The organism is Kitasatospora sp. NPDC001132 (assembly GCF_053598415.1).
The window spans coordinates 170,314-182,570 of record NZ_JBSFKF010000001.1 but is presented as its reverse complement, the minus strand read 5'-3'; the positions used below and the strand labels follow the sequence as shown (position 1 = coordinate 182,570).

The 12,257-nt window shown below is 71.0% G+C and carries 9 protein-coding genes; 8 read left to right on the top strand and 1 reads right to left on the bottom strand.

The window, feature by feature from the left end:
• Nucleotides 1-43: 43 nt before the first annotated feature.
• The 3 genes from ACWDBE_RS00720 (at nucleotide 44) to dnaE (ending at nucleotide 5,763) form a co-directional block, all read left to right on the top strand.
• Complete coding sequence (locus tag ACWDBE_RS00720) at nucleotides 44-1,000, top strand: AraC-like ligand-binding domain-containing protein (RefSeq protein WP_449806692.1); 957 nt, start codon at nucleotides 44-46, stop codon at nucleotides 998-1,000.
• A gap of 363 nt (nucleotides 1,001-1,363) precedes the next feature.
• Nucleotides 1,364-1,708, top strand: a complete 345-nt coding sequence (locus ACWDBE_RS00715; RefSeq protein ID WP_449806691.1) for a hypothetical protein — start codon at nucleotides 1,364-1,366, stop codon at nucleotides 1,706-1,708.
• A 491-nt stretch (nucleotides 1,709-2,199) separates the two neighbouring features.
• Nucleotides 2,200-5,763, top strand: a complete 3,564-nt coding sequence (gene dnaE / locus ACWDBE_RS00710) for a DNA polymerase III subunit alpha (RefSeq protein ID WP_449806690.1) — start codon at nucleotides 2,200-2,202, stop codon at nucleotides 5,761-5,763.
• 150 nt (nucleotides 5,764-5,913) lie between these two features.
• Here the strand turns inward: dnaE and ACWDBE_RS00705 are convergent, their stop codons facing one another.
• Nucleotides 5,914-6,744 carry an SAM-dependent methyltransferase gene (locus ACWDBE_RS00705; RefSeq protein ID WP_449806689.1) on the bottom strand — a complete coding sequence of 277 codons (831 nt, stop codon included), beginning with the start codon at nucleotides 6,742-6,744 and terminating at the stop codon, nucleotides 5,914-5,916.
• A gap of 404 nt (nucleotides 6,745-7,148) precedes the next feature.
• Between ACWDBE_RS00705 and ACWDBE_RS00700 the strand changes: the two genes are divergently transcribed.
• The 5 genes from ACWDBE_RS00700 (at nucleotide 7,149) to ACWDBE_RS00680 (ending at nucleotide 12,254) form a co-directional block, all read left to right on the top strand.
• Nucleotides 7,149-7,712, top strand: a complete 564-nt coding sequence (locus tag ACWDBE_RS00700; protein ID WP_449806688.1) for an RNA polymerase sigma factor — start codon at nucleotides 7,149-7,151, stop codon at nucleotides 7,710-7,712.
• Nucleotides 7,709-8,407 carry a hypothetical protein gene (locus ACWDBE_RS00695; RefSeq protein WP_449806687.1) on the top strand — a complete coding sequence of 233 codons (699 nt, stop codon included), beginning with the start codon at nucleotides 7,709-7,711 and terminating at the stop codon, nucleotides 8,405-8,407. Before ACWDBE_RS00700 ends, ACWDBE_RS00695 begins: the two co-directional genes overlap by 4 nt.
• A gap of 283 nt (nucleotides 8,408-8,690) precedes the next feature.
• Nucleotides 8,691-10,013: an alpha/beta hydrolase gene (locus ACWDBE_RS00690; RefSeq protein ID WP_449806686.1), complete on the top strand. Its 1,323-nt coding sequence runs from the start codon at nucleotides 8,691-8,693 to the stop codon at nucleotides 10,011-10,013.
• Nucleotides 10,014-10,081: 68 nt separating this feature from the next.
• Entirely contained in the window at nucleotides 10,082-11,155 is a 1,074-nt protein-coding gene (locus ACWDBE_RS00685; protein ID WP_449806685.1) for a trypsin-like peptidase domain-containing protein, read from the top strand.
• 4 nt (nucleotides 11,156-11,159) lie between these two features.
• Entirely contained in the window at nucleotides 11,160-12,254 is a 1,095-nt protein-coding gene (locus tag ACWDBE_RS00680; protein WP_449806684.1) for an effector-associated domain EAD1-containing protein, read from the top strand.
• The last annotated feature ends 3 nt before the right edge of the window (nucleotides 12,255-12,257 follow it).

Genomic DNA, 12,257 nt, shown 5'->3' with positions numbered 1-12,257 from the left:
CCCGGAATCCCCGAACCGGGGCGACCGAGCTGAGAGGAACCCGGTGCCCGCGTCTCTCTCCACCGCGCGGTTGTCCGCCTCCGACCGGGCGGAGGCGTGGCACGACGCGATGTGCCACACCTTCGTGCCGCTGGAGGTGGACCTCCTGGAGGAGGAGCCGTCGCCCGGGGAGATCACCGGCCGCCGACTCGGCCCGGTGCGGATCTCGCGGGTCCAGGCGGGGCCCCAGACGTTGACCCGCGACCGGCACCTGCTCACCGACGACGACTCGCCGACGCTCATCCTCACCGTTCAGGAGCGCGGCACCTCGCTCAAGGAGCAGGACGGCAGGGAGACGCTCGTGCGGCCCGGCGAGTTCTCCTTCACCGACACCTCCCGGGTGTTCCGCAAGAGGATCGACGAGGACTTCGCCTTCACCTCCTTCCAGTTCCCCCGCGCGGAACTCCACGTCCGGGAGAAGGACCTGCGGGCGCTCACCGCGACGGCGTTCAGCGGCACCGAGGGCAGTGCCGCGCTGCTGGCGACCTACCTCCGGCAGATGACGCGCCAGGCGGCCGGGCTGGAGGAGGCCGTCGGGCGCCGCGCCGCAGCCACGGCACTCGACCTGCTGGCCCTGCTCATCGACGACCGGGCCGGGCGCACCCGGCCGCAGGACTCGCAGAGCGCGGCCTCGCTGGAGCGGGTCAAGGACCACATCCTGCGCAACCTGCGCGACCCGGACCTCTCGCCGTCCACCGTCGCGGAGGCGAACTTCATGTCGGTGCGTTTCCTCCACAAGCTGTTCCAGCAGGAGGACCTCACGGTCGGCGGGTGGATCCGGACCCAGCGCCTGGAGCGCTGCAGCCGGGACCTGCTGCGCCCGATGGCCGCGGAACTCGGCGTGGCGGGCATCGCCCGGCGCTGGGGCTTCGCCAACTCCAGCCACTTCAGCCGCGCCTTCCGCGCGACCTATGGCATGTCCCCGAGGGACTGGCAGACGGGCGGCAGGCCGACGGGCTGACGCCCCCTCGCTCACCGAACACACGTCCGAGGAATTGCCGGGCCGGACCGTTCCCACCCGAACCACACCTCCACGGCGGACCGCCGCCGGCGGAAAGTTCGTATGTGAAACGTGATAGAAGCAGCGGGATCCAGCACGGCCACGCGCACGATCGCGCCGTTTTCCACGCGATGAGCGGACGAGTCCCGCACCCGGGTGAAGATCGACCCAGGACGAGATCGTCACGGTGTTCCCGCGGAAATCGGCTCCGGTGCCACGGAGGCCGAATCCCGGCGGATGGCGCGAGCCCCGACCGGCACCGCGGGACGAACAGCCGAAGGGGTTGGTCGACACATGCTCTTGGAGCGCGACGAGGTGCTTGACATGGCCGCGGCAGTCGCGGCATCGGCCCGAGCGGGCGGCGGCCGTTGGGTCCTGCTCTCGGCGCCGGTGGCCGGCAGAGGGCGGAGCACCGCGTTGGAGGCGATCGTCCGGCAGCAGGCCGACGGCGACGCGATGCACATCGGACGCGCGCGCGGCGTACCGGAGGAGACGGCGTTCCCGTTCGGGCTCGTCCGACAGCTGTTCCCGGCCGACGAGGCCGTGGGGTTGTTCCAGTGCACCGTGACGCCGTTCTGCTCCCCGGCCACGGCGAAGGTGACCGAGCCCTCCGTGCCGGTCATGAAGCCCTCCGACTCACGCGCCCACTTCGCGGTGACACCGGCGTGACGGCCGCGGGCGCCGCGGCCGGCGCCTGGGCGGGGGAGGCCGCGTACGCCTGGGCCGTACCGCCGACGAGGACCGCGGCGGCGAGCACGGCGCAGAGCGAGGCCGCACGGATTCGCCTGTTCATGGCAATGTCCTTCCTGAAGTGCCCGCGAACGGCCGGTCTCCTGTGCCGGATCCGCCCGGCCCGGTGCGGGCTGCGGTGGCAGTCACAGACCGGCACGCGGCCACCACGCGCGGGCATCGTGGAAAACCGCGAACTTGGCCCGCCCCGGCTTCCGCGGGCACCTACACGGCGCGCAACGGCCCACTCCCCGCTGCGAGTTCGGTCGACGGTGGTTCCGGATCCGCCGCGAACGCGCAGAGCCCGTCAGGGAACCGGGAAGGATGCGTCAAGGTCCCCGCAACCGACCCCCCGCCCGGCGCGTCGCCGCCGCCGATCGGCTAGCGTGGACCGCTCCCCCTCCCGACACCCGCCCCAGGAGCACAGCGCCGTGTCCGACAGCTTCGCGCACCTGCACGTCCACACCGAGTACTCGATGCTGGACGGGGCAGCGAAGAACGGCAAGCTGTTCGCCGAGGCGGAGAGACAGGGCATGCCCGCCATCGCGATGAGCGACCACGGCAACATGTTCGGCGCCTACGAGTTCTTCCACGCCGCCGCGAAGACCGGCGTCAAACCGATCATCGGCATCGAGGCGTACGTGGCACCGTCCTCGCGCTTCCTGAAGAAGCAGGTGTTCTGGTCGCCCGGCGGCCAGCGCCCGACCGGCGCGGACGGCGAGGGCGGCAAGGACGTCTCCGGCGGCGGCCGCTACACCCACATGACGATGTGGGCGCAGAACGCCACCGGCCTGCGCAACCTGTTCAAGCTCTCCTCCCTCGCGTCGATGGAGGGCTACTACATGAAGCCCCGGATGGACCGCGAGCTGATCGCCGCGAACGCCGAGGGCATCATCGCCACCACCGGCTGCCCCTCCGGCGAGGTGCAGACCCGGCTGCGGCTCGGCCAGTACGAGGAGGCCGTGAAGGCCGCCGGGGCGTACCAGGACATCTTCGGCAAGGAGAACTACTTCCTGGAGCTGATGGACCACGGCCTGGACATCGAGCGCGACGTCCGCGAGGACCTGCTCCGGCTCGCCAAGCAGCTGGACATCCCCCTGCTGGCCACCAACGACTCGCACTACGTGACCGCCGACCAGGCCGACGCCCACGACAGCCTGCTCTGCGTCGGCGTGGGCAAGAACAAGGACGACCCGAACCGCTTCAAGTTCCAGGGCACCGGCTACTACGTGAAGACCGCCGAGGAGATGCGCGAGCTCTTCCGCGACCTCCCGGAGGCCTGCGACAACACGCTCGCGATCGCCGAGCGGGTCGAGTCGTACGAGGAGGTCTTCACCTACGTCGACCGGATGCCGCAGTTCGACGTGCCCGAGGGCGAGACCCAGGCCTCGTACCTGCGCAAGAAGATCGCGGCCGGCCTCCAGCACCGCTACGGCGACAACCCGAGCCAGGAGGTGCTGGACCGGGTCGAGCTGGAGATGGGCGTGATCACCCCGATGGGGTTCGACGCCTACTTCCTCGTGGTCGCCGACATCTGCCAGTACGGCCGTGACAACGGCATCCCGGTCGGCCCCGGCCGAGGCTCGGCGGCCGGCTCGATGGTCGCCTACCTGACCGGCATCACCCAGCTCGACCCGCTGGAACACGACCTGCTGTTCGAGCGCTTCCTCAACCCCGAGCGCATCAACCCGCCGGACGTCGACATCGACTTCGACGACCGCCAGCGCGACCAGATGGTGCGCTACGTCACCGAGAAGTACGGCTCCGCGTACACCGCGCAGGTCAACACCTTCGGCACGATCAAGGCCAAGGCGGCCGTCAAGGACGCCAACCGCATCCTCGGCTACCCCTTCTCGATGGGCGACCGGATCACCAAGGCGATGCCGCCGGACGTCATGGGCAAGGGCGTCCCGCTGGCCGACCTCTTCAACGAGAAGCACCCCCGCTACAACGAGGGCACCGAGATCCGGGGGCTCTACGCGAACGAGCCGGACGTCAAGAAGATCATCGACACCGGCCTCGGCATCGAGGGCCTGATCCGCGGCACCGGCGTGCACGCGGCCGCGGTGATCCTCTCCTCGACGCCGCTGCTCGACCTGATCCCGCTGCACATGCGGGACAAGGACGGCACCATCATCACCGGCTTCGACTACCCGTCGTGCGAAGCCATGGGCCTGATCAAGATGGACTTCCTGGGCCTGCGGAACCTGGGCATCATCGACCACTGCATCAAGATCGTGAAGGCCAACCGGGGCGTCGACGTCGACATCGACAACATCCCGATCGACGACCCCACCACCTACCAGCTGCTCGCCCGCGGCGACACCCTCGGCGTCTTCCAGCTCGACGGCGGCCCCATGCGCGCCCTGCTGCGCCTGATGAAGCCCACCGAGTTCGCAGACATCTCCGCCGTCTCCGCGCTGTACCGGCCCGGCCCGATGGGCATGAACTCGCATACCAACTACGCGCTGCGCAAGAACGGCCAGCAGGAGATCATCCCGATCCACCCCGAGCTGGAGGAGCCCCTCAAGGAGGTCCTCGGCCCCACCTACGGCCTGATCGTCTACCAGGAGCAGGTCCAGCGCGCCGCCCAGGTCCTCGCCGGCTACTCGCTCGGCCAGGCCGACCTGCTCCGCCGGGCAATGGGCAAGAAGAAGAAGGAGGTGCTGGAGAAGGAGTTCGTCCCCTTCCACGCCGGCTGCAAGGAACGCGGCTACTCCGACGAGGCCATCCAGGCGGTCTGGGACGTCCTGGTCCCGTTCGCCGGCTACGCGTTCAACAAGTCGCACTCCGCCGCGTACGGCCTGGTCTCCTACCAGACCGCCTACCTCAAGGCCAACTACCCCGCCGAGTACATGGCCGCCCTGCTCACCTCGGTCGCCGACGACAAGGACAAGATGGCGGTCTACCTGGCCGAGTGCCGGCAGATGGGCATCAAGATCCTCTCCCCCGACGTCAACGAGTCGGTGGTCGACTTCACCGCCGTCGGCAGCGACGTCCGCTTCGGCCTCAAGGCGGTGCGCAACGTCGGCGTGCCCGTGATCGAGTCCCTCGTGCGCACCCGCGACGAACAGGGCAAGTACACCTCCTTCGCCGACTTCCTGGACAAGGTCGAACTGGTGGTGTGCAACAAGCGCACCGTCGACTCCCTGATCAAGGCCGGCGCCTTCGACTCCCTCGGCCACTCCCGGCTCTCGCTCAGCACCGTGCACGAGAGCGCGATCGACGCCGTCACCGGGGTGAAGAAGCAACAGGCCATCGGGCAGGACGACCTGTTCGGCGCCCTTGACACCGGCGACGGCGGGCCCAGCATCGGACTGGACTTCCAGCTCACCGAGAACGAGTGGCCGCGCCGCCAACTCCTCGCCCTGGAACGCGAGATGCTCGGCCTCTACGTCTCCAGCCACCCGCTCGACGGCGCCGAGCACATCCTGTCCCAGAGCCGCGACACCTCGATCGCCGAACTCCTCGGCTCCGGCCGCTCCGAGGGCGAGGTGCGCCTCGCCGGGCTGATCACCGGCGTCGACCGGCGGATCAACAAGGCCGGCAACGCATGGGCGATCATCACCCTCGCCGACCGCGACGGCTCGGTCGAAGTGCTGTTCTTCCCCGCGACCTACAACCTGATGGCCGAGCAGATGATCGAGGACAACGTGATCTCGATCCGCGGCCGGCTCAACGAGCGCGACGGGTCACTGAGCGTCTTCGGGCAGGAGATCACCACCCTCGACGTCTCCTCCGCCGAGCTCGGCACCAAGCCGCCCGTCCACATCACCGTCCCCGCCGCCCGGATCAACCCCCGGGTCGTCGCCGAACTCAAACTCGCCCTCCAGTCCCACCCCGGTGACGTCCCGGTCCGGCTGCTCACCACCAACTGGGACAAGAACACCCTCTACGAGCTCGGATTCCGGGTGAACCCGGACAACGGACTCGCCTCGGACATCAAGACCCTCCTGGGCAACCGCGCCTGGGCGGGAGCGAGCATCCGGTCCTGACCCAGGCCGTCACGGTCCGGGCCCGGACGTCACCGTCCGGGCCCGGGGGCGCCGACTCCTCCGGACGGCGGTCGGAGGTCCGGTGCGAATTCGTCGCGACGGCCTTTCACATCGGGGGCGGCGGCCTGCCAGACTGGTGTCGAGGGCCGGTCAGGGACGGACGGCCACGGCGGCCAGGCAGGACGCCTGGGCGTCGCTGATCCGTTCGTCGTCCGGCTCGGGGCGCCAGCGGGGGGTGGAGGTGATGCCGGGGTCGAGGAGGTCCCAGCCGGTGAAGAACCGGCTGAACTCGTCGTGGTCGCGGGCCCGGACGGGGTTGCCGTTGTCGCGGTAGACCCGTTCCATGCGGGCCGCGTCCTGGGGGGCGTAGTCGGGGGTGAAGTGGCTCATCACGAGGGCGGAACCGCGGACCGGCATCGCGTTCCTGAGGGTCTCGGCGATCTCGTGGGCACCCTCGGGGACGAAGTGGAGCAGGGCGACGAGACTCAGGGCTATCGGCCGGGTGAAGTCGAGCACACCGGTGGCCCGGACCGCCTCCAGCAGGGCCTCGGGCTCGCGGACGTCGGCCTGGACGTACGCGGTGCGCCCTTCGGGGCTGCTGTGGAGGAGGGCCTGGGCGTGGGTGAGGACGATGGGGTCGTTGTCGGCGTAGACGATCCTGGCCCGCGGTTCGGTCCGCTGGGCGATCTCGTGGAGGTTGGGCGAGGTGGGGATCCCGGTGCCGATGTCGAGGAACTGGGTGATGCCGCTCCGGGCGAGCGCGCGGGTGGCGCGGTGCATGAAGGCCCGGTTGGCGCGGGCCGCGAACGGGGCCTGCGGGAAGACGGCGAGGGCGTGTCCGGCGGCCTCCCGGTCGGCGGGGAAGTTGGTCGTGCCGTCGAGGAAGTAGTCGTACATCCGTGCCGTGTGGGGGCGGTGGATGGCGAGGGTGACCTCGGCGTCCGGCGGTGTGACGGTGTCGTCGTGCTGCTCTGCTGCCATGCGTTTCCCCCTGCGTCGGCTGTTGTCACGCCCGCAGGCCGGCGCGCACCACGAACCCCGTGATGAGGCGTGGCGTACCCCTGGCGCGGGCCATCGTCCACTATGCCCACACCTCGCCGCGGACAATCAAGCGCCGGACCGCCTCGCCGGGCGCGGGCTGCCCGGCTCGACGCGGTGCGGCCGACCCAGAGCCTAACCCGATCGCTTTCGGTCAGATATGACCGATCATCATTTAACTTTTTGTCATATGGCAGGTCGTATAAGCCTTTTTGTGATTGCCTTCACATTCGGCTCCCCGGAACGATTGGATGTCCGCAGGAGGACGGCGAGTCCTCCACGGACCCACCGTGCCCGACCCCGGGTCGGCCGAACGTCGTCCCCCCTGGGGCCGACGAGGAGGATCATTGACCAGTGACGACGAGTGGGCGGCCGTTCGGCCGACCCACCGACTGTCGTACCGACCCTTCTGCGAGCGCCACGAGAAGGCCTGGCGTGCGGTCGCCCGGGCGCGGCTGCACGACCCGGAACTCGTCGACCAGGCGATCCGCGCCGTCCGCCGGGAGCTGCGGCAGAACTGGGTCGGCGTCCTGAGCCAGCCCGACGTCGAGGCCCACGCCTGGATGATCGCCAAACGGTGCATCGCCGACCGGGAGTTGAGCACCGGCCAGACACCGCCCAGGGCGGTCCTCCCGGACTGGGCCGTCGCCATCCGGCGCGCCCACGCCCAGGCCCGCATCAGCCTGGAGAACCTCGACAACGACTACGAGGCGCTCTACAAGGCGATCCTGCGTCTGCCGGAGCGCCAGTACGACATGATCGTCCTCCGCTACATGCTGGAGATCGACTACCCGCTGATCGCCACCTACCTCGGCATCACCGAGACCAACGCCCGCACCACCACCAGCCAGGGCCTGGCCAGGCTCCGCCGCCTCCTCGGCGCCGAAACCACCACGGAGGACATGAAGTGACACGGGGACACGACCGCCGGGCAGCCGCCCCCTGGAACTGGCCCTACGGGTACGACGACGAACCCGATCAACCGGTCGAGCTGCCCGACGGCGTGTCCGCCCCCGACCTGCGCCGTCTCGTCCGCGCCCGGGCTCCCCTGGGCGCCGAACACCTCCAGGCCCGCCACGAACTCGACCTCGCCGCGACCCTGATCATCGCCCAGCCCGAGGCCGCCGACTCCCTGAAGGCCCTCACCAACAACCGGCAGCGCGTCCACCCCGGCGGCGCGCTCGTCCTGGCGGCACTGCTCCACCTGACCGGACACGACGACGGCTGCCAGTTCTGGCTGCAGTTCGCCGCCGGTGGCGGCAGCACCACCGCCGCCAGCTGCCTGTCCTTCCTGCATGCCAGCCGCGGCGAGTTCCGCGACTCCGACTACTGGCGCAACCAGGCCGACCGGCTCGCCGCCGAACCCCGCGACCGGGCCGCGCCGACCGCGCCCCGGCCCGGCCGGCCGCTCCCGCCCGCCGTGTGGGCCGAGACCCTCGCCGCCTGCCACGAGGGCCTGACGCTGCGCCTGCCGGCCCGCGTCGCCGCCGTCGTCCACCAGCTGCCCGTCCACTCCGACGACGAGGACCACGGCGAGATCCCCCAGCCCTCCCCCACCCTCGTGGACGACCTCGCCCACGCCTCCGGGCACTCCCGCCAGCTCTGACACCCGGCCCGGCACCCGCTTCGACCGAACGTCCGCCGCCCTCAGCACCGGCTCACCGCCCGGACCGAGGTCGCGGTGCACCACTCCACTCGGGTGGGCTTGGGCAGTTCCCGGCTGCCGGCCAGGTTGCCTGATGCTCGATCAGGTCGAACCCGGCACGCGTTCGTGACAGTGCCCCTCCACCCGGGCCCTATGATGCGATCGATCCGGTTCGATACCGTTGTCGCACCGTCGGGTTCATCGCGAACGATCCAGTTGGGGGCCGGTGTTGGACGCGTGGGAAGTGCTCGAGCCGGCCGTCGCCCGGGTCTGGCCGAAGGTGGCCGACAGCCTGCCCGAAGCCGAGCGCGAACGCCTGGAGTCCGAGGTCCTGGTGGCGCTGCGCGCCCTGGAGAGCGCGCGCGTCCAGGCGCCGTCGGCCGGGCCCGGCGCGCCCGGGGCCGACGCACCGGACGCCGTCGAGGAGGCCGCCCACGCGGTGGCCGCCGCCTTCGAGGCGCACCCGCCGCTGGGCGACCTCCTGGCCGCCGAGTTCGACGCGCTCACCGAGGGCCGGGAACGCTTCGGTCCGGACGCGCCGCCGCCCTCCTGGGGCACGACGCCGCGGTCGCTGCTCGTCCCCGTCCTCTACGCCACCGACCGCGCGCCGGTCACCGGGAGCGGCGGCCCCCGGACGCGGCCGTCATACGGCGGCGAGCGCGGGCAACTGTCGTACGGGCAGGTCCGGGTGAACGTCCCCGACGACCACCGCGTCGGCGCCGTCGAGAAACCCCGCTGGTGGCGGCTTCGGTTCCGCACCAGCCCGGCCCGGGACACCCACCTCGACGACGTCAGCCCGCTCACCGCCGACGAGTTCGCCGAGCTGGCCCGCGGCCACCACCTCCCGGAGGGCGGGGGCGGTCCCCGGTCGGCGCTGGTGTTCGTCCACGGCTACAACGTCTCCTTCGCCGACGCCGCCGTCCGCGCCGCCCAGATCGCCTACGACCTGAACTTCACCGGCCTGCCCATGCTGTACAGCTGGCCGTCCAAGGCCTCCGTCACGGACTACGCGGCCGACGGCAACGCCGCCCGCCGGGCCGTCCCGTACTTCCAGGAGTTCCTGCGGCACGTGCTGACGGGCACCGGCGTCGACGAGCTGCACATCGTCGCCCACAGCATGGGCAACCGAGTGGTCGTCGACGCCCTGGCAGACCTGGACACCACCGCCCTCCCCACGGGAGCGGGCCGGCTCGGGCAGGTCGTCTTCACCGCGCCCGACGTCGACGCCGAGGTGTTCCGCCAGCTCCTGCCGCGGATCGTCCGCCAGGCGCGCGGCTGCACCCTCTACGTCTCCGCCAACGACCTGGCGCTCGCCGCCTCCCGCCGCCTGGCCGAACACCCGCGGGCGGGCCAGGCCGGACCGGGCCTGGTGGTCGCCCCCGGCCTGGACACCGTCGACGTCTCCCACCTCGACACCGGCCTGATGGGCCACTCCTACCCCGGCGACCACCGGTCCGTCCTGTCCGACCTGCACGGGCTGCTGCGCCACGGCCACGGACCGTCCCGGCGCTACGGGCTGGCCCGGATCCCGCACCCGGACGGCGCGTACTGGGCCTTCCAACCGTAGCCTCCCACGCGGCGGTCCCTCCCCTCCTCCTCCCCCTCCCCCCTCTCCGACGAGCGAACACACAGGGCATGGCGACGACGATCCCCTCGCAGGGCGGGACCCCCTCCCCGCGACCCCACTTCCTGGACAGCTACCCCTTCCGGTGGACCGACCCCGGTGCCGTCGAGCTCCGCGACCTGCTCGCGTCCGTCCACTTCCGGGTCAACCCGGTGCTGGAGCTGGCCCAACAGGCGGGCATCCCCCCGGCCGCGATCAACTGGGACCAGCCGATGACCCTCGTCTGGTTCGACCTGATCACCGTCGCCCGGAACCAGGAGAAGCTCCGCCCCCTGCTCGAACGGATCGCCGCAGGCCCCGACGTGGCCCTCGCCACCCGCATCCGCGAACTGCTCGCCGCCCGACCCGTGCTCCCCGCCCCCGAACCGGAGCCCCCGGCGGACACCTGGGCCGCCTTCCGGGACCCGGACGAGCAGGAACGCCAGATCTTCCGCACCTCCGAGTTCCTGGACGTCGCGTTCCTGCGCCGCGGCGCCGAACTCGCCACCGCCGTCTGTCGGCTGCTGGTCACCCACGCCGACGGCAGCAGTTGCTACGGCACCGCCTTCCGGATCAGCCCCGACCTGCTGCTGACCAACCACCACGTGCTGCACTCCGGGGGCCGACCCGCCGAGGCGGTCGAGGCCTGGTTCGGCTACGAGCAGGACCTCGACGGAAGGGAACTCACCTACCGCACCGTCCGGTGCGACGCCGGCACGGCCGTCGGCCGGCCGGAGGCCGACTGGGCCGTGATCCGCGCCGCCGACCCCCTGCCCGAGGACGCCCTGGTGGTGCCGCTCCCCGAACGGGTCTCCGTCGCCGAGGGCGACCGGGTCTGCATCATCCAGCACCCGCACGGGCTGGTGAAGAAGCTCGCCGCCCGCCACAACGTGGTCCGGCACGTGGACGAGCAGGTCGTGCAGTACTGGACGGACACCGCGTACGGCTCCTCCGGCTCCCCCGTCTTCGACGAGCGCTGGCAGTTGGTGGCCCTGCACCGGCGCTACACCCGCGCCGGAGGGCGGCTCAGTGCGTCGGAGTTCCGCAACGAGGGCCTGCGCATCGAACGGGTGGCCGCGGACCTGGCCGCCGCCGGGGTGAGGTGAGCCGGTGGCACTGCTGGACCAACGCCCGTTCCCCCATGAGGACTTCAGAGCCAAGTGGCTGCTCAAGGCACTCATGGACTCCTACAGCCTCCAGCCCGAGTCCCGGCAGCTCACCGCCCTCGCGGGCATCGGAGCGGCGGAGATCCACTGGCAGCAGAAGATGCTCGACGCCTGGCCGGAAATCCTCGAGCTGGCAGCCGCGACCGGGCGGCTGCGCAAGCTCGTCCAGGCCGCCGCCGACGATCCCAACTCCCGGGCCAACGCGGTGGTCTTCAGAAACCTGCTCAGCGAGGAGGCGGCCGAGCAGCACACCGATCCGTTCGGCCACGGCCTGATCAACGACCGGCAGCGCGCCTTCTTCGACCGGAAGTCCCTCCGTGACCGGTTGCGGGAGATGGTCCAGGACCGCGGCCACCGCGTGCTCACCGTCGAAGGCGGTCCGCGGACCGGGCGGACCTTCACCTGGTTCCTCATCCAGCACGTGCTCACCAGCCAGGGGATCGACCCGTGCCGGATCCGGATGAGCCAGTACACCGAGCCGGTCCGGGTGGCCGAACTGACCGCGTTCCTCAACGACGAGTTCCGGGAGTGGAACATGAACATCGACCACCACTCCTCCGAGGACCAGCAGGCCGACCGGCTGGTCAGCCAGCTCAGGGGGCTGATGCGCGAGGAGAAGCGCTCCGGCCCGGCGCGACCCCGGCACTGGCTCGTCTTCGACGACTCGGAGTCCCTCCGCTTCACCGAGCCCGCCCTGCGCGCGGTCAGCCGGCTGGTCGAGGCGGTGGTCGAGGAGGAGATGGCGGACCGGCTGCGGATCGTCCTGCTCGCCTACGACGGCTGGCTGCCGCCCGACATCGAGTGGCACGCGGCCAGGGAACGGCTGGCCCCGATCGGCGTCGAGGACCTCCGCGAGTACTTCCAGGCGGTCGCCGCGGACGCCGGCTGCCCGATCGACGCCGAGGCGGCCGGCGACCTCACCACCAAGCTCCTGAACGAGACCGGCCTCGACGCCTGCCTCCCCGATGGCCTCCCCCTGACCGCCGCGATCCAGCACACGGCTGTCGGCCTCGGCCGAAGCCTCTACGAGGGACGTTGACGA